This window comes from Variovorax sp. YR752, assembly GCF_943372545.1.
The window spans coordinates 1-16,841 of record NZ_CALRZC010000187.1 but is presented as its reverse complement, the minus strand read 5'-3'; the positions used below and the strand labels follow the sequence as shown (position 1 = coordinate 16,841).

The following is a 16,841-nucleotide window of genomic DNA, read 5'->3' as shown; positions in this document are numbered from 1 at the left end:
TGGCCGCTTCGTGCACGACATGTACCTGATGCAGGTGAAGTCGCCGGCCGAGTCCAAGCAGCCGTGGGACTACTACAAGGTGGTGCAGAAGCTCAAGGGCGAGGACGTGTTCACGACCAAGGCCGAAAGCCGCTGCGCCCTCTGGAAGTGACCCCCCGCGGGCGCCCCTGCGGCGCCCGGGTTCGTTGAAACGCTTATGAACATTTCCCTTCCCGCCTTGTTGAGCCAGCTCCTTCTGGGGCTGGTCAACGGCTCGTTCTACGCCATCCTGAGCCTCGGGCTGGCGGTGATCTTCGGTTTGCTCAACGTCATCAACTTCGCGCACGGCGCGCTGTTCATGCTCGGGGCCGTCCTCACCTGGATGGCCATGGAGTACCTGGGCGTCAACTACTGGGTGATGCTGATCGCCGCGCCGATCCTCATCGGCCTGTTCGGCGTGGTCATCGAACGGTTGCTGCTGCGCTGGATCTACAAGCTCGATCACCTCTACGGCCTGCTGCTCACGCTGGGCCTCACGCTGCTGATCGAAGGCGTGTTCCGCTCGGTCTACGGCGTGTCGGGGCTGCCCTACGACGCGCCCGATGCGCTGTCGAGTGCCACCGACCTTGGCTTCATGGTGCTGCCCAACTACCGCGCCTGGGTGGTCGTGGCCTCGCTGGTGATCTGCTTCGCGACCTGGTACGTGATCGAGAAGACCCGCCTGGGCGCCTACCTGCGCGCCGGCACCGAGAACCCGCGGCTCGTGGAAGCCTTCGGCGTCAACGTGCCGCTGATGATCACGCTGACCTACGCCTTCGGCTGTGCGCTCGCCGCCTTCGCCGGCGTGCTGGCCGCGCCGGTGATGCAGGTGTCGCCGCTGATGGGGCAGAACCTCATCATCGTGGTGTTCGCGGTGGTCGTGATCGGCGGCATGGGCTCCATCATGGGCGCCATCCTCACGGGCCTGGGCCTGGGCGTGATCGAAGGGCTCACCAAGGTTTTCTATCCCGAGGCTTCCTCGACGGTTGTGTTCGTGATCATGGTCATCGTGCTGTTGATTCGCCCCGCCGGCCTGTTCGGCAAAGAGAAGTAAGGCGAACGGCATGAACATGAAAAAAATCTCTACTGTCGTCTACGCCTTGCTGTTGGTTGCGCTGGTGCTGGCGCCGTTCTTCGGTGCCTACCCGGTGTTCGTGATGAAGCTCATGTGCTTCGCGCTGTTCGCCGCGGCCTTCAACCTGCTGCTGGGCTACACGGGCCTGCTGTCCTTCGGCCACGCGGCCTTTCTGGGTGGCTCCGCGTATGTGGCGGGCCACGCCATCAAGGTCTGGGGCCTCACGCCCGAGCTGGGCCTCATTGCGGGCACGCTCACCGGCGCCTTGCTGGGCTGGCTGTTCGGCGTGCTGGCCATCCGGCGCCAGGGCATCTACTTCGCGATGATCACGCTGGCGCTCGCGCAGATGATGTTCTTCGTCGCGCTGCAGGCCAAGTTCACGGGCGGCGAAGACGGCCTGCAGGGCGTGCCGCGCGGCAAGCTCTTCGGCGTCATCGACCTGTCGAACGACCTCACCATGTACTACGTGGCACTGGTCGTCGTCGTGCTGGCCTTCCTGCTGATCGTGCGCACCATCCACTCGCCGTTCGGGCAGGTGCTCAAGGGCATCAAGGAAAACGAGCCGCGCGCGCTCTCGCTGGGCTACGACGTGGGCCGCTTCAAGCTGCTGGCCTTCGTGATCTCGGCCGCGCTCTCGGGCCTGGCCGGTTCGCTCAAGACGCTGGTGCTGGGCTTTGCCACGCTGTCCGACGTGCACTGGACCGCTTCGGGCCAGGTCATCCTGATGACCTTGGTCGGCGGCCTGGGCACGCTGTCGGGTCCCATCGTGGGCTCGGCGGTGGTGGTGCTGCTGGAGAACAAGATCGGCGAACTCGGCAGCTTCCTGGCGCGCATCACGACCATCGACTGGTTCAACACGCTGGGCGAGTCGGTGACCATGGTCACGGGCCTGATCTTCGTGATCTGCGTGCTGGCCTTCCGCAAGGGCATCATGGGCGAGATCATCGCGTTCATCGATCGGCGTCGCACGAAGCAGTGATGCAGACGCCGTGACGGCGGCAGACGGTGTTTGCGCATCGTCTGCGCCGCCAGGGCAGCGCGTCAAAGCGGGGAGGTTACCCTGCGCCGCTTGTGCCCCCTGCGACCGGGGCGCAGAATTTGGCTCCCACTTCGAGGAGCCGGCCATGGCCCTTCTTCCGTACTTTGTCCTGCCACCCGAGCGGCACGAAACGCCCTTGAACGTGCTCGGCACGCAGGTGACAGTGCTGGCGTCGAACGCCGCGACGCAGAGCTACGGCGTCACCCTCCAACGCGGTGACGAAGGCACGGGACCACCCCCGCACAGCCACGACTGGGACGAGTCGTTCTATGTGCTCGGCGGCGAGGTCGAATTTCTCTGCGACGGCCAGGCCCATCGGTGCCAGCCCGGCACGCTGGTGCACGTGCCGCGCGGCACGGTGCATGGCTTCCACTACGGCAAGGGCGGCGGGCAGATGCTCGAGATCACCGGCAAGGACGCGATGGCTGCGCAGATGTTCGCGGCGATCGATCGCGAGATTCCGGTGGGACCGGAGCCGGACATTCCGAAGCTGCTGGCCGTGCTGGAGCGCAATGGGGTGACGGTTTCCGCGTGATGCGCGGTCGTCATCGGCACTGGCAGGCCTTCGGGCCTTGCGTGGACCCGGTCGTCGCGTGCGAGGGTGGCTCCATCGTTCCGTCTTTCCAACCGCGCGCGATGCACGTGGTGCGGCAGATCTCGCGGCCTGCGAGGCCCGTCGAATTGCCACTCCGGCTGAAGCCGAACAGCGCGCCTGCGATGGCGATCCCCGCGAACACGGCGATCGCGATGAGCGCCGAGCGAAGCTTCTGATGACGTGTGGCATTCATGGACGGTGGGCTGCTTGGCATGACGTGAGGCCGACTCTATCCAAAACCACCGGTTCCGGTGGCTACGCCGCATGCAGCGCTCGGCACAATCGTCCGCACCCGGCCGCACAGGCCCACACCGACAAGAAGAAGGAGACCCCCATGCGCAGATGGCTGCTCGCACTTTTCATGGCGCTCGCGCTGACGGGGTGCATGACCCCGCCGACGCTGCCGCCGAACGGCGGCAAGCTCGCGAAGGGCGCCAAGGTCGGCCTGCTCGTCCGGATGCCCGCATCTGCGGAACACATGCACGTGGGCACGACCGTCTTCAACAACTTCTCGACCACGTACCCGTTCCCCTGGACCCCCACGGCCAAGGTCTACGAGGCCTTCACGTCGGAGCTCGAGAAGGCCGGCTTCCAGGTGGTGCGGCTCACGAGCTTTGCCACGACCTCCGTCAACGCGCTGGCCATCTTCAAGGATGGTCGCTGGATCGCGAATCCTGCGCAGGCGTGGGCTGCACGCAAGCTGAAGGACGATCAGATCTCCGCGGTGGTCCTCATCGAGGCGACGCGAACGCAGGCGCGCATGGAGTGCACCGGGGGTCCCTGCGACGAGAGCTTCATGCAGAACTCGGGCCTCTTCACGCGCGGCATGCTGGCGTCGACGCGGTACTTCGCGGTGCCCGCGATCGAAGCCAAGGTCTTCGTCATGGACCCGCCGCTGAACCTCGCGGCCTACGAGCCGATGCTCGCCCAGCAGCGGCAACGGGTGCGGCAACTCAAGGATTTCCAGGAACCACGCGACCTCAAGCGGCTGAGCAGCACCGAGCTCGCGCCAGTCGCTTCGGCGATCGACGACTACGTCCGCGCGCTGTCGCGCAACACAGCGCAGGCGCTGAGCCAGGGCGTGAAGTAGCCCCTCGCGCTGCACTTCGGCTCACAACCGCAGCGGCGCCGCATACCCCGTCATCTCGAGGTACCCGCGCCCCACGCGCTTGCCTTGCTGCGCATCGCGCAGCTCGCTCAAGCCTTCCCAGTACACGCCGCCCGTCGAGCCGCGGCTGTCGAGCTCCTGGTCGTCGAGCAGCGCCTGCACCTCGAAGCGGCCGGCGGGCGTGTCGATGCGCCAGTGCGTGGGGTAGCTCGCGCGGGTGCGCGGGCTGGTCCAGCTGCGCAGGGCGTCGAAGCGCACTTCGCCGGGGCCGAAGATGCGCGCCGCGCCACCGCGCGGGCGGAACGAGCCGCCGGACCACAACGCGCTGCCGTCGCGGCGGCGCAGGTGGAAGGCCGTGAGCGCGCTGCCGTCGTCGAGGTTCATGCCGATCCAGTCCCAGCCCACGGCCTCGGGGTGCATCAGCGCCTCGCTCCATTCATGATCGAGCCACGCGGTGCCGGTGATCTCGAACGGAGCCTGGCCTTGCAAGGTGAGGCGGCCTTGCGCCTGCAGTTGCGGTTCGCTGTAGTAGTAGCTCGCCTGCTCGGGGTCGGGGCCCTTGCGCGACAAGCCCTCGCGGCCCTGCAGCAGCACCGGCTGCGACGGCGCAAAGCGCAGGTCGAGCGTGAACTCGCCGGCGGGGATGCGCGCGGTGTAGGCGCCGCTGCCGGCATCGCGCACCAGCGTCCAGTCGCGCAAACGCACGTCGGTGTCGGTTTCGCTGGCCGAGGCCACGTCGAAGCCTGCGCGTGCGATGCGCTGGTCGTGCCGCAGCACGCGGCCTTCGAGGTCGGTGACGGCCGCGTGCGCGAACACCAGCTGCTTGGCGGCGAAAGCCGAGCGCATGGCCTGCGTGGAGTCGACGCGCGAGCGGAAGAAGGTCACCTGGAAACCGAACGCGCGGCCCGCGGCGGTCTGGCCGTGGCCGGTGATGTACCACCACTCGGTGCGCAGCTCGGGGTGGCTGCCGAAGTCGCGCGGAAACTGCAGCGCCTTCGCGGGCAGGGCCCAGCCGGCATGCGGCGCGCCCGAGGCGGCCAGCGCGGCCAGCAGCAACAGCTGCCGCCGCGCGATGAGGCCACCGGGTGCGCGCGTGGACATCGTCAACCTGCCACCAGCGCGTCGATGCGTTGCTGCGCCGGCGCGATGTCGCCGAACGCGTTGCGCACCCAGTCGGCGTCGTGGTAGCTCGGCAGGTAGCGTTCGCCCGCATCGCACAGCAGCGAAAGAATCGAACCCTGCTGGCCGGCCGTGCGCATCTCGTGCGCCACGGCCAGCATGCCGACGAAGTTGGTGCCGGTCGACGGGCCGACCTTGCGGCCCAGCAATGCCGACAGCGCATGCATGGCGGCCACCGAGTCGAGGTTGGGCACTTCGAGCATGCGGTCGACCAGCGTGCGCACGAAGCTGGGCTCCACGCGCGGACGGCCGATGCCTTCGATGCGCGAACCGGGCGCGGTCAGCGTGGTGTCGCCGCTGCGGTGGTAGGCCGAGAACACCGAGCCCTCGGGGTCGGCCACGCACACCTGCGTGTCGTGGCAGCGAAAGCGCACATAGCGTCCGATGGTGGCGCTGGTGCCGCCGGTGCCGGCGCCCACCACGATCCACGCGGGCACTGGGTGCCGCTCGCGCGCCATCTGCTGGAACATGCTTTCGGCGATGTTGTTGTTGCCGCGCCAGTCGGTCGCGCGCTCGGCGTACGTGAACTGGTCCATGTAGTGGCCGCCGCTGCGCTCGGCCAGCGCGCGCGCCTCGTCGTACACCTGCGCTGCGTGGTCCACGAAGTGGCAGCTCGCGCCGTAGAAGGCGATCTGCGCGACCTTCTCGGGCGAGGTGCTGCGCGGCATCACGGCGATGAAGGGCAGGCCCAGCAGCCGCGCGAAGTAGGCCTCGCTCACGGCGGTGGAACCGCTCGACGCCTCGACGATGGTCGTGCCTTCGCGCACCCAGCCGTTGCACAGCGCATAGAGAAACAGCGAACGCGCGAGCCGGTGCTTGAGGCTGCCGGTGGGGTGCGTCGATTCGTCCTTCAGGTACAGGTCGATGCCGTGCGCGGCGAGCGCGGGCAGCGGCAGCGGAATGAGGTGCGTGTCGGCGCTGCGCTGGTAGTCGGCTTCGATGCGGTGGATCGCGCCGGAGAGCCAGTCGCCGCAGGAGGAGGATGAAGGGGTGGGCTGCATAGCGTGCCAGTCTACAAGTCATGCCCTGTCACCCGGCGGGTGACGGAAAGCGGCGGAAATCGGGATACTGTGCGCTGCCAATCCACAACAAGACAGGAGACGAGAGACATGAAGAGAACGAGCCATCGGCTTTCCCTGGGCGCCGTGTCGCTGGCGGTGCTGGCACTCGCAGGCTGTGCGTCCACTTCGCCGGGCAGCAACACCCCCACGCGCCCCGCCTCATCCTTCACCGTGCCCGGCCTCGAGAAGCCCGCCGAAGTGCTGGTCGACCGCTGGGGCGTGCCGCACCTGTACGCCGGCACGCTCTACGACGCCTTCGTGGCGCAGGGCTTCATCGCCGCGCGCGACCGGCTCTGGCAGATGGACCTGTGGCGCAAGCGCGGCCTCGGCGAAATGGCCAAGGACTTCGGTCCCGCCTGGGTCGAGAGCGACCGCGCCGCGCGCGCCGTGCTCTACCGCGGCGACATGTACCGCGAATGGCTGGCCTACGGCTCCGACGCCAAGCGCGTGGCCGAGGCCTTCACGGCCGGCGTCAATGCCTATGTCGCGCAGGTTCGCGCGCAGCCCGCGCTGCTGCCGACCGAGTTCGCGCTGCTGGGCTACCAGCCGGCCGCATGGTCGCCCGAGGACGTGGTGCGCATCCGGCACCACGGGCTCACGCTCAACTTCACGTCCGAAGTCGACCGCGCACGCGCCTTCTGCGCCGGCGCGCCGGGCGCCAAGGCCGACTGGCTGCGCCGCGAACTCGATCCGCCGGTCACGCCCAAGGTGCCCGACGGCTTCGACCCGTGCACCATCCCTGCGGCAGAGCTGCGCGCGGCTTACCTGCGGGCCACCGATTCGCCGCGCTTCACCAAGGAGAACACGCGCGTGGGCATGAACGCGGGCGCGTCCTCCACGCCGGTCGCGCTGCTGCCTGGCAGCGCCGAGTCGATCGCCGCGAAGGCCGAGCAGGACGAGGCGGAGCAACGCGCATCGCAAGGCGACCCCACGGCCGCCTACGGCAGCAACAACTGGGTCATCGCGCCGAAGCTCACGTCCACGGGCCGGCCGATTCTGGCCAACGACCCGCACCGCTCGCACGGCGCGCCGAGCCTGCGCTACATGACGCACCTGAGTGCGCCCGGCATGGACGCCATCGGCGCGGGCGAGCCCTTCCTGCCGGGCCTGTCGATCGGCCACAACGGCACCATCGCCTTCGGCCTCACGCGCTTCTACATGGACCAGGAAGACCTGTACGTGTACGACCTGAACCCGACCAACCCCGAGGAGTACCGCTACCAGGGCCGTTGGGAGCCGATGACGCGCGTCACCGAGCGCATCGCGGTCAAGGGCGAGAGCGCGCCGCGCGAGGTGGTCAACACCTTCACGCGCCATGGCCCCGTGCTGCTCGCCGAGCCCGGCAAGCGCCGCGCGTTTGCGCTGCGCGCCGCGTGGCTGGAGCCCGGCATGGCGCCGTACTTCGGTTCGATGGACTACATGCGCGCACGCAACTGGGACCAGTTCCGTGCTGCGATGAACCGCTGGGGCGCACCCGGCGAAAACCAGGTGTATGCCGACAGCAGCGGCAACGTCGGCTGGATTCCGGGCGGCCTCACGCCGATCCGTCCGAACTGGGACGGCCTCATGCCGGTGCCGGGCGACGGCCGCTACGAATGGTCGGGCTTCCGCAATGGCGACGAGCTGCCGTCGGAGTTCAACCCCGCGCGCGGCTACGTGGTCACGGCCAACGAGAACAACATCCCGCCCGACCATCCCGCCGCGAAGAAGGGCGTGGGCTACGAGTGGAGCGATGCGGCCCGCGCGCGCCGGCTCAAGGAACTGTTCGCGGCCAAGGTGGCGGCAGGTTCACGCTTCACCATCGAGGACTCGGAGCGCATGCAGAACGACATCGTCGCGACGCCGGCGCAGCGGCTGCTGAAGCTGCTGGCCGGCCAGCGCAGCGACGACGCACAGACCGCCGCGGCGCTGCGCCTGCTGCAAGGCTGGAACGGCGCCATGGACCGCGACAGCGCGGCCGCCGCGCTGTACGAGGTGTGGAGCAGCAAGTTCCTGCGCCAGGCCGTGCTCAAGGCCGGGGCGGGCGACGCCGGTGCCGCGCTGGCTGCGCCGGGCGACAACACGCGCATGGTGCTGCTGCTGGAGAACCCGTCCGGCTGGGTCAGCAACGCGCAGCGCGATGCCTTGCTGCTGACGACCTTGCCTGCCGCGATGCAGGAACTGTCGACCAAGCTCGGCCCCGACCCGGCGGCCTGGAAGTGGGGCGCCTTGCACCGCGCCGAGTTCCGGCATCCGCTGGGCGGCGTGGTCGATGCGGCCACGCGCAAGAAGCTCGAGGTGGGCGACTGGCCGATGTCCGGCTCGTCGTTCACGCCGATGGCCGCCACCTACCGCGCGAACGACTACAAGCTGACCTCGGGCGCGTCGTTCCGCATGGTGCTCGACGTGGGCAACTGGGACGCGTCGCGTGTCATCAACACGCCGGGCCAGTCGGGCAACCCCGACAGCCCGAACTACCGCGACCTGGCGCCGCTGTGGCTCGAAGGCAAGTACGTGCCGCTGGTCTACAGCCGAGGGGCTGTCGAGAAAGAAACGGTGGAAAGAATCCAGTTGACGCCAGGGCGCTAGAAGGAATGGCGATGGAAGAGGGCGCTACCAGTCCTCTTTCACCGCCAGCACCACGTCGCGCCCCGCCGCGGCGCGCCCCGCCATCCACGCCGTGAACGTGCCCGCCGCCACCACGGCGGCGCACAGCGCCAGCAGCCGCACCCAGGGCACCAGCAGGTCCATGCTCCAGTGGAAGCTCTGCGGGTTCACCACCTTCACCAGCACCACCGACACGGCCAGCCCGAGCAACAAGCCGGCGACCGCGCCGATGGCGGTCCAGGCTGCGCCTTCGCCGGCCACCACGGCCAGCACCTGCCGCCGTGTGAAGCCCAGGTGCGCGAGCAGGCCGAACTCCTTGCGCCGCGCCAGCACCTGCGCGCTGAAGCTGGCCGCAATGCCGAACAGGCCGATGGCGATGGCCACGGCCTGCAGCCAGTAGGTGACGGCAAAGCTGCGGTCGAAGATGCGCAGCGAGGTCGCGCGGATCTGGCCGACCGAGGCCAGCTCCACGGCGCCGTCGCGTGAGGTGCGCGACGCGAGAGCGCGAACGGCCGCCTGCACTTCTGCCTCCGATGCACCGGGCGCGAGCCACAGTGCGACGTCGCTCACGTCGTGCTCGCCGGTGATGCGCTCGAAGTCGCGCGCGTCCATCGCGATGGCGCCGAACTGTCGCGCGTAGTCGCGCCACACGCCCGCCACGAAGAACACCTGCGGCGTTGACGCGCGCATTGCATCGGCCAACGGCGCGAACGCGGTGCCCGGCTTCGCGCCGTACAGCTCGACCATCGGCTCGCTCACGTAGATGCCGGTCTGCCCGGGCGGCACGGGCAGCGCCTCGCCGACCAGCGGCAGCCCGCGCGCCACGCCGCCTTCGAGGCTGCGCGCGATCAGCGTCACGGCCGGCTGCGCGGGGTCGAGCTGCAGCGACTGCGTGCGCAGCGTGCCGGTGCGCGCCACGCCGGGCAGCTGCGCCAGCGCCTGCACGAAGGCTGGTGCGAAGGTCGCGGTGTCGGTGCTGCTGGTGCCGCCGCTGTTGCCGCTGCCGCGCCCGCCCGAGGTGGCGCGCACGTACAGGTCGGCCGGCAGCACCACGTCGAGCCAGTGCGTGACCGACTCGCGAAAGCTCGCGACCATCACCGTCAGCGCCACCGCGAGGCTCAGGCTCGCGACCACACCGCTCACCGCCACGGCCGCCGTGCCGCGCATGCGCCGCGCGCGCTCGACGGCGAGCATCGGCAGTACGCGCCGCGCAAACGCGGGTGCCACGCGGTCGTACAGCAGCGCGATGAGCCAGGGCAGGGCGGTGATGCCGCCCACCAGCAGGCAGGCCACCGACAGATACGCCGCCACCGGAATGCCGCCGATGGCCGGCAGGTTGGCCAGCGCCGCACCCGCGCCGATGAGCCCGAGCGCGAGCCAGTGGTGGCGGCCCTGTGTGGGTGCGGCGCCGAGGCCCTTGAGCGTCTGCGCCTCGGGCAGCGCCTGCGCGGCGCGCGCGGGCCACCAGCCGCCCACGAGCGCGGCCACCACGCCGAGCCCGCCGTACAGCAGCGCGGCGGCGCCGCTCCAATGCAGACGGGGTGCGACGCCTTCGAAGTAGCCGCCGCCCAGGTCGCCGCCCAGCACGCGCAGCGCAAAGGCCGCGAGCGCGGTGCCGAGTGCCAGCCCGGCCGCGCTGCCGATCAGCCCCAGCACCAGCGATTCGGCCAGCACCAGCCGCAGCCGTTCGCGCGGCGTGAGGCCCAGCACGCCGAGCAGCGCGAACTGCTGCGCGCGCTTGGCCACGCTGAGCGCGAGCACCGAGAACACCAGGAACGCGCCCGTGAACAGCGCCACCAGCGCCAGCACCGTGAGGTTGACGCGGTAGGCGCGCGACAGGTTGCTCACGCGCTCGGCTGCGTCACCCGGCTCGGCGAACTTCAGGCCCGCGGGCCAGCCGGACGACTTTTCGAGTGCGGCGACGAAGGCCGCGCGGTCGGTGCCCGGCGCGAGCCGAAGGTCGATGCGGCTCAACTGGCCGAGCTGGCCGAACAGCTCCTGCGCGGCGGCGATGTCCATCACCGCCAGCGCCGCGCCGCCGGCCGTCACATGGCCCGACACCGCGAGGCGTTGCCACGTGGCGCCGCTGCGCAGCTGCAGGCTTTCGTCGGACGCAGGCTGCAGCGGCAACTGCAGCGCCTGGCGCGCCGCCGCGTTGAGGAACACATGGCCGGGCGCGAACAGCGCGAAGCGCTCGGCACCGGCCGCCGACTGCGGCATCAGCGCGGGCGCGATGGTGGGGAGCGCGAGCGCATCGACGCCGATCACGCGCAACGGCACCTGGCGCCCGTCGCCGCCCAAGGCGAGGCCTTGAAATTCGAGCACCGGACTCGCCAGCGCCACCTCGGGCCGGCGCGCCAGCCGACCGAACACGGCCTCGCCGAAGCTGCCTTGTGCCGCGCGCACTTCGAGGTCGGGCTGGCCGTTCACCGAGCGCACGGCGCTGGAGAACTCGTCGAGCGCCGAGGCGTTGATGAGCTGCACCGAAAACGCCAGCGCCACGCCCAGCATCACGGCCAGCACGGCCGCCGCGTTGCGCCAGGGGTGGTGGCGCAGTTCCTGCCAGGAGAAAGTCGAAAGCAATGCACGCATGGGGTCATTGTGGCCGCCGTGGCAGGATGGCGGCTGTTCCGACTTCACGCCCGAGGATTCCGACGATGCGGCTTCTGCCCTCCGCCTGGTGCCGCCGTTGGCTGGCACCCTGGCTTCTCGCGCCCTGGCTGGTGGGCGCGGCGAGCGCGCAGCTCGTACCGCCGTCCGCACCCGCCGCACCGCTCTCGCTCGCCAGCGACCCCGCCGTGCTGGCCCGCACCGCGCTCGGCACCGAGCGCGGCACGCTGGTGGTCGGCGTGCTGCGCGGCGACAAGGCCGGCTACGGCATCGCCCACAACCCCGAGCCGCTGGTGGCGCGCGCCATTGCGCCCGCCAGTGCGGAGCAGCCGATGTTCGAGATCGGCTCCGTCACCAAGGTCTTCACCGGCCTGCTGCTCGCGCAGGCTGTGGAGCGCGGCGACGTGGCGCTCGACGACAGCGTGGGCAAGCTGCTGGCCGGCCATGCCGAAGGCGTGCCGCCGGCTGTGGCCGCGATCACGCTCAAGCAACTCGTCACGCACACCGGCTGCCTGCCCGTGATGGCCGACGGCGTCACCGGCGGCGCCGCGCTGGCCGAGCAGTTCCGCAGCTTCGACCTGCCGATGTTCTGGGCCGCGCTCGCGCGCATCCGCCTCACCGCCGTCGCGGCGCCGTGCGAGGCGCGCTACAGCAACTTCGGCATGGCGTTGCTCGGGCAACTGCTGGCGCTGCGCTATGGCACCTCGTGGGGCGAGCTGGTGCGTGCGCGCATCACCGAACCGCTGGGCATGAACGACACCGTGATCCCGCTCGGCGACAAGGCCTCGCGCATGGCGCCGCCGTTCGCGGGCGACCAGCGCCAGCAGCGCTTCGACATGCATGCCTACGCACCGGCCAGCGCACTGCGCTCGACCGCCGCCGACATGCTGGCCTTCAGCCGCGCCATCCTCGCCGGCGCCCAGGGTCCGCTGGGCCCGGCCGCCGCACGCCTGCTCACGCCGCTCGCGCGCTACGAGGGCGCCGAGATCGGCTATGCCGTGATGGTGCGCGGCCCCGAGACCGGCCGGCGCACCTACTACCACGCGGGCGTCACCGAGGGCTACCGCACGCTCTGGCTGCTGGCGCCCGACACCGGCGAGGCGCTCATCGTGCTCGCCAGCAACCAGCGCGCACCGCTGCAGCCCGTGATGTTCGCCATCGGCAAGAGCCGCTACCCGGTGCCGACCGCGGAAGTGCCGATCGATCCGAAACGCCTGGCCGACTACGCGGGCGAGTTCCGCGTCGGCAAGGCGCAGGTGCTGGGCTTCACCGTGCGCGACGGGCGGCTGCTGGCACGCGAATCGGGCAAGGGCTACAACGGGCTCACGCCCACGGGGCCGGACCGCTTTGCGGTGACGGCGATCGGCGCGCAGTTCGTGTTCCGGCGCGGCGATGGGGGTGAGGTGAATGGCGTCACGCTGACGCAGGGCGGCAGTCGGCTTGAAGGGCGGCGCGTTGGCGCTGCTGTGCTGCAGGACTGAGCGCCTCAGGCCCGCTCCGACATCGCGTGCAGGTACGCCCGCACCGCGCCATTGCTGCTCAACCCGATCGCCCGGTCGTAGGCCTGCCGCGCTGCCACGCGCGCACCACCGGCCGCGAGCAGATGCGCGCGTGCCGCCCAGAACGGCTGGTAGCTCGCCACTTCGTCCGACGGGATCGCATCGAGCGCGCGCAGCCCGGTCTCGGGCCCGCGTGCGTTCGCCAGCGCACACGCCAGGCTGACTTGCGCGCCGATGCTCGGCCGCAGCGCGAGCAAACCTTCGTACAGCGACACCAGCACTTCGGGCGGCACCGGTGCGCCCGCGCGGCGCTCGCAGTGGGCCGACTGGATCGCGGCTTCGAGCTGGTACGGCCCGAGCGACTGCATGGCCGACGCGATGCGCAGATGGTGCTCGGCCTCGGCGAGCAGCGCGTGGTCCCAGCGCGTGATCTGCTGCTGGTCGAGCGGCACGTAGGCGCCGGCCTCGGTGCGGCGCGCGGCGGTGCGCGCCTCGCAGAACAGCATCAGCGCGAGCAGGCCCAGCGGCTCGGGTTCGGCGGGCATCAGGCGGCACAGGATGCGGCCCAGGTCGATGGCCTCGGTCGTCAAGCCGCGGGGCAGGGCGTCGGCGCCGTCGACGTCGTCCCAGCCGGTGCCGTAGGCGGCGTAGATGCCGTCGAGCACGTCGCGCAGCCGGTGCGGCAGGTCGCGCGCCTGCGGGTATTCGAAGGAGATGCCGGCCGCGCGGATGCGGGCCTTGGCGCGCACCAGCCGCTGGCCCAGCGCGGAAGGCGAGGTGAGGAACGCGCCGGCCATGCGCGCGGCGTCGAGGCCGAGCACGGTCTGCAGCATGAGCGGCGCGCGCGCGGCGGCGTCGATGGCCGGGTGCGCGCAGACGAAGAGCAGGCGCAGCCGCTCGTCGGGCACGGTGGCGGCATCGGGGTCGGCCTCGTCCATTTCGCCCGCGAGCAGCAGCAGCGTCTGCGTGGCGTCGTCCTGCACGCGGCTGTGGCGCCAGGCGTCGAGCTTGCGGTGCCGCGCGACGCTCAGCAGCCAGGCGTCGGGCTGCACCGGCACGCCGTCGGCGGGCCAGCGTTCGAGCGCGCGGGCGAAGGCGTCGGCGAGGGCGTCTTCGGAGGCGGCGATGTCGTGCGTGCGCGCGGACAGGATGGCCAGCAGCCGCCCGTACGACGCGCGTGCCGCGCGTTCGGCTGAAGTGTGTGCCGCGCGTTCGGCGGCGTCATGTGCCGCCGGAGTGGTCACGCCTGGCTCGTACCCGCCGCGGTGGCGGTGAAGACCGGCCGCACCTCGACACCGCCGCTGGCGGCGCAGGGCGCGCGTGCGGCCCATTCGAGCGCGGCGTCGAGGTCGGGCACGTCGACCACGAAATAGCCGCCGAGCTGCTCCTTGGTGTCGGCGAAGGGGCCGTCCTGCACCTGGCGCTTGTCGCCGCGCACGCGCAGCGTGGTGCCGGTCATGGGCGGCAACAGGCCGTGGCCGCCGAGTGCGACGCCCGACTGGCGCACCGCGTCGGCATACGCGACCCAGCTGGCGCGGTAGGCCTGCGAGGCGGGGTCGTCACGTTGTTCGAATTCGGCGGCGGGTTGGTAGAACATCAACATGTACTGCATGGTGTTTCTCCGTGAAGGAAAAGCTTGCCGAGCAAGAGCGCTCACCACAATGACGGCCCGCAACCGGTCATTTCGACACCGGAACGGTGCCGAGCAGAAGATTCTTGATCTGTTCGCCCTTTGGCGCAACGAGAGGCCCCGCTGCTGCGGGGCCCGTTCAGGTCGCGCTCAGGCGGCCCGGTCGCGCACCGCGGGCGTGAACAACGTTTCCATTTCCTGGCGCAGCCGGTAGGCGGCGGTGCTGGTGTCCATCGCCACGTCGGCCCAGCTCAGGCTCTGGCCCTTCTTCACGGGGCGCACGAGCTTGACGTTGTGCGCCAGCCCGAGCGGCAGGCCGCCCAGGCGCAGCGAGCGCTCGGCCGGCAGCAGCTTGCCCCAGACGGTGTAGCCGCCTTCGCCATCGAGCATCTCGCCCGCCGCGAGGTCGCGCTTGGCGGTGGCGACCACGTCGGCGTTCCAGCCGGTGGCCACGCCGGTGGGCTCGCCGCGCAGCGCCACGCTGGCGACCGACATGCCGACTTCGAGCCCGATCAGGTGCCAGCGCTTGTAGAGCGTGAAGTAGCGCCCGCTCGGGTCGGTGTGGGCGTTGTATTCCTCGAAGCAGTTCTTGATGTAGTCGGTCTCGGCCTCGACCGTGACCCACACGCCCATGCGGATGTCGTAGGGAATCTTGCGGCCGTCGGCTTCGAGCGACGAGATCACTTCGACCATGCCCTTGCGCTCCAGCACGCCGCCTTCGCTCTTCGGGCGAGTGACGAAGGGAATGTCTTCCACGCTCGCGGGCGGGTAGAGCAAGCCGTCGGAGGGCACGCCCAGGCCGGTGGCGTTGGCCACGGCCGAGCTTTCGATCGACGGTTTCGAGCCGTCGAGGAAGCTGTTGAACATCTTCGGGTTGAGCCCGCCGCGCTTGGCTTGTTCGGGCGTGAGGCCGTAGTTGCCCCACACCGTTTCGGGCGTCGATTCGGTGAAGTGCGGCAGCCACTTGTGGCCGCGCCCGGCCGCGACCACCGGAAAGCCGCAGGTGCGCGCCCAGTCGACCAGGTCGCAGATCAGCGCGGGCTGGTCGCCGAAGGCCAGCGAATACACCACGCCGGCCTGCTGCGCCTTGTGCGCGAGCAGCGGGCCGCAGAAGGCGTCGGCCTCGACCGTCACGTTGACCACGTGCTTGCCGTGCGCAAAGGCGTCCAGGCAGTGATCGACCGCGGCAATGGGGTTGCCGGTGCACTCGACCACGATGTCGATGCCGGGCTCGCGCGTCACGGCCTGCCAGTCGTCGGTGATCCAGGTGGCGCCGGTCTTCAGCGCCTCTTGTACCGAGCCGGCATTGCTGCGCTCGGCCAGCCAGCCCACGCGCTCGAGGTTGACGCGCGCGGCGGCGGGTGAGAGGTCGGCAATGGCGACCAGTTGCACGCCGGGCGTGCGCGGGATCTGCGCCAGGTACATGGCGCCGAACTTGCCGGCGCCGATCAGGCCGATGCGGATGGGGCGGCCTTCGGCAGCGCGTTGTTGCAGGCGGGTGTGCAGGCTCATGGTGTTCAGGCTTCCACGGAATCGATGACGTCGAGCGAGGTGCGCAGCGCGCTCTCGGGCAGGCCGTCTTTCCACGGCACGTCGACGGGGTAGGGCTGGCGCAGGCAGTCGTCGGGCAGCATCTCGATCGGCGTGAAGTCGCGATGCGCGATGTACTCGGGCCGCTTGTGGCGGCGGATGTGGTTGCTGACCGCGCACAGGCTCAGGTACACGGCCACGCGGTTGAAGGGCGAGAGGTTGCTGCCCGAGGCATGCACGAGGCAGCTGTGGAACAGGATCATCGAACCGGCCGGGCCCTTGGGCGAGACGATGCCGCCCTGCGTGCCGCCCGCGCGATCGACCAGCTGGCGGATCAGGTCGTTGTCGACCGTCCACAGCGGGTAGCTCGTGGTCGTGAGGTCATGCTTGGCATCGACCACGCCCTTGCGATGGCTGCCCGGAATGAACATCAGCGGGCCGTTGTGCTCGGTCACCTCATCGAGAAAGATCGCCACGTTCATCGCGCGCTCGGTGGGCATCAGGTCGTCGTTGAGCCAGGTGCCGTAGTCCTGGTGCCACTGCCACACGTCGCCTTCGAAGGCCATCTTGCCGTTGATCTTGAACTGGTGCATGTAGACCGCTTCGTCGAACAGGTCCATCACCGGCCCGACCATGCGCGGGTGCCGCGCCAGCCGCGCGAAGGGCTCGCTGATGAGGTGCGCCGCGAAGTTCGTGCGCACGGCGTCGGAGCCCTTCTCGCGCACGTTGAAGGCCGCGCGCTTGCTGTACAGGTCGGGCACCGCCTCGGTCAGCACCTTCGTCTCTTCGGGTGAGAAGTGGCCGGGGAAGAACAGGTAGCCCTCGCGCTCGAACTGCGCGCGTTGCTCGGGGGTCAGCTTCATGCCTTGTCTCCTTTTTTGGTGGGGGTTCCAGATGCCGATGCAGATGCG

General features: G+C 70.1%; 13 protein-coding genes and 1 pseudogene. 7 read left to right on the top strand and 7 right to left on the bottom strand.

Features of this window, described 5'->3' with window-relative positions; all coding sequences use genetic code 11:
• From AAG801_RS31050 to AAG801_RS31030, 5 genes and pseudogenes are all read left to right on the top strand, one after another.
• A pseudogene (locus tag AAG801_RS31050) lies at positions 1–151 on the top strand (ABC transporter permease); the annotation flags it as partial.
• Between the two features lie 45 nt (positions 152–196).
• Positions 197–1,072: a branched-chain amino acid ABC transporter permease gene (locus AAG801_RS31045; protein WP_101489724.1), complete on the top strand. Its 876-nt coding sequence runs from the start codon at positions 197–199 to the stop codon at positions 1,070–1,072.
• A 10-nt stretch (positions 1,073–1,082) separates the two neighbouring features.
• The gene (locus AAG801_RS31040; RefSeq protein WP_180838895.1) at positions 1,083–2,072 is read left to right on the top strand and encodes a branched-chain amino acid ABC transporter permease; all 990 of its coding nucleotides are present in this window, start codon (positions 1,083–1,085) and stop codon (positions 2,070–2,072) included.
• Positions 2,073–2,217: 145 nt separating this feature from the next.
• Positions 2,218–2,667, top strand: coding sequence for a cupin domain-containing protein (locus tag AAG801_RS31035; protein WP_341891853.1), 450 nt, complete (start codon positions 2,218–2,220; stop codon positions 2,665–2,667).
• 394 nt (positions 2,668–3,061) lie between these two features.
• Complete coding sequence (locus tag AAG801_RS31030; protein WP_341891852.1) at positions 3,062–3,817, top strand: hypothetical protein; 756 nt, start codon at positions 3,062–3,064, stop codon at positions 3,815–3,817.
• Positions 3,818–3,838: 21 nt separating this feature from the next.
• Here the strand turns inward: AAG801_RS31030 and AAG801_RS31025 are convergent, their stop codons facing one another.
• Both AAG801_RS31025 and AAG801_RS31020 read right to left on the bottom strand, forming a co-directional pair.
• Positions 3,839–4,936 (bottom strand): carotenoid 1,2-hydratase, encoded by a 1,098-nt coding sequence (locus tag AAG801_RS31025; RefSeq protein ID WP_341891851.1) that lies wholly within the window; start codon positions 4,934–4,936, stop codon positions 3,839–3,841.
• Positions 4,937–4,938: 2 nt separating this feature from the next.
• Positions 4,939–6,015, bottom strand: a complete 1,077-nt coding sequence (locus AAG801_RS31020; protein ID WP_341891850.1) for a PLP-dependent cysteine synthase family protein — start codon at positions 6,013–6,015, stop codon at positions 4,939–4,941.
• Positions 6,016–6,123: 108 nt separating this feature from the next.
• On the opposite strand from AAG801_RS31020, the gene AAG801_RS31015 reads away from it, so the two are divergent.
• Positions 6,124–8,643: a penicillin acylase family protein gene (locus AAG801_RS31015; RefSeq protein ID WP_341891849.1), complete on the top strand. Its 2,520-nt coding sequence runs from the start codon at positions 6,124–6,126 to the stop codon at positions 8,641–8,643.
• 24 nt (positions 8,644–8,667) lie between these two features.
• Here AAG801_RS31015 and AAG801_RS31010 read toward each other — a convergent pair whose 3' ends face one another.
• Positions 8,668–11,253: an FtsX-like permease family protein gene (locus AAG801_RS31010; protein ID WP_341891848.1), complete on the bottom strand. Its 2,586-nt coding sequence runs from the start codon at positions 11,251–11,253 to the stop codon at positions 8,668–8,670.
• 65 nt (positions 11,254–11,318) lie between these two features.
• Between AAG801_RS31010 and AAG801_RS31005 the strand changes: the two genes are divergently transcribed.
• Complete coding sequence (locus AAG801_RS31005) at positions 11,319–12,752, top strand: serine hydrolase domain-containing protein (protein WP_341891847.1); 1,434 nt, start codon at positions 11,319–11,321, stop codon at positions 12,750–12,752.
• A 5-nt stretch (positions 12,753–12,757) separates the two neighbouring features.
• On the opposite strand, the gene AAG801_RS31000 is transcribed toward AAG801_RS31005, so the two are convergent.
• The 4 genes from AAG801_RS31000 to AAG801_RS30985 all read right to left on the bottom strand — a co-directional run bounded on the left by AAG801_RS31000 (position 12,758) and on the right by AAG801_RS30985 (position 16,793).
• On the bottom strand, positions 12,758–14,014 hold the full coding sequence (locus tag AAG801_RS31000; RefSeq protein ID WP_341891846.1) for a DUF6596 domain-containing protein: 1,257 nt from the start codon (positions 14,012–14,014) through the stop codon (positions 12,758–12,760).
• Entirely contained in the window at positions 14,011–14,382 is a 372-nt protein-coding gene (locus tag AAG801_RS30995; protein WP_341891845.1) for a YciI family protein, read from the bottom strand. Before AAG801_RS30995 ends, AAG801_RS31000 begins: the two co-directional genes overlap by 4 nt.
• Positions 14,383–14,550: 168 nt before the next feature.
• A complete protein-coding gene (locus tag AAG801_RS30990) occupies positions 14,551–15,912 on the bottom strand; it encodes a Gfo/Idh/MocA family oxidoreductase (RefSeq protein ID WP_341891844.1) in 1,362 nt (453 codons plus the stop codon).
• Positions 15,913–15,917: 5 nt separating this feature from the next.
• A complete protein-coding gene (locus AAG801_RS30985) occupies positions 15,918–16,793 on the bottom strand; it encodes a phytanoyl-CoA dioxygenase family protein (protein ID WP_099790947.1) in 876 nt (291 codons plus the stop codon).
• Positions 16,794–16,841 lie beyond the last annotated feature (48 nt).

Excerpts from the sequence above, each read along its gene's own strand:
- AAG801_RS31020 (WP_341891850.1), bottom strand. The coding sequence starts at position 6,015 with ATGCAGCCCACCCCTTCATCCTCCTCCTGCGGCGACTGGCTCTCCGGC.
- AAG801_RS30985 (WP_099790947.1), bottom strand. The coding sequence starts at position 16,793 with ATGAAGCTGACCCCCGAGCAACGCGCGCAGTTCGAGCGCGAGGGCTAC.
- AAG801_RS31010 (WP_341891848.1), bottom strand. The coding sequence starts at position 11,253 with ATGCGTGCATTGCTTTCGACTTTCTCCTGGCAGGAACTGCGCCACCAC.
- AAG801_RS31015 (WP_341891849.1), top strand. The coding sequence starts at position 6,124 with ATGAAGAGAACGAGCCATCGGCTTTCCCTGGGCGCCGTGTCGCTGGCG.
- AAG801_RS31030 (WP_341891852.1), top strand. The coding sequence starts at position 3,062 with ATGCGCAGATGGCTGCTCGCACTTTTCATGGCGCTCGCGCTGACGGGG.
- AAG801_RS30995 (WP_341891845.1), bottom strand. The coding sequence starts at position 14,382 with ATGCAGTACATGTTGATGTTCTACCAACCCGCCGCCGAATTCGAACAA.
- AAG801_RS31045 (WP_101489724.1), top strand. The coding sequence starts at position 197 with ATGAACATTTCCCTTCCCGCCTTGTTGAGCCAGCTCCTTCTGGGGCTG.
- AAG801_RS30990 (WP_341891844.1), bottom strand. The coding sequence starts at position 15,912 with ATGAGCCTGCACACCCGCCTGCAACAACGCGCTGCCGAAGGCCGCCCC.
- AAG801_RS31035 (WP_341891853.1), top strand. The coding sequence starts at position 2,218 with ATGGCCCTTCTTCCGTACTTTGTCCTGCCACCCGAGCGGCACGAAACG.
- AAG801_RS31025 (WP_341891851.1), bottom strand. The coding sequence starts at position 4,936 with ATGTCCACGCGCGCACCCGGTGGCCTCATCGCGCGGCGGCAGCTGTTG.
- AAG801_RS31005 (WP_341891847.1), top strand. The coding sequence starts at position 11,319 with ATGCGGCTTCTGCCCTCCGCCTGGTGCCGCCGTTGGCTGGCACCCTGG.
- AAG801_RS31040 (WP_180838895.1), top strand. The coding sequence starts at position 1,083 with ATGAACATGAAAAAAATCTCTACTGTCGTCTACGCCTTGCTGTTGGTT.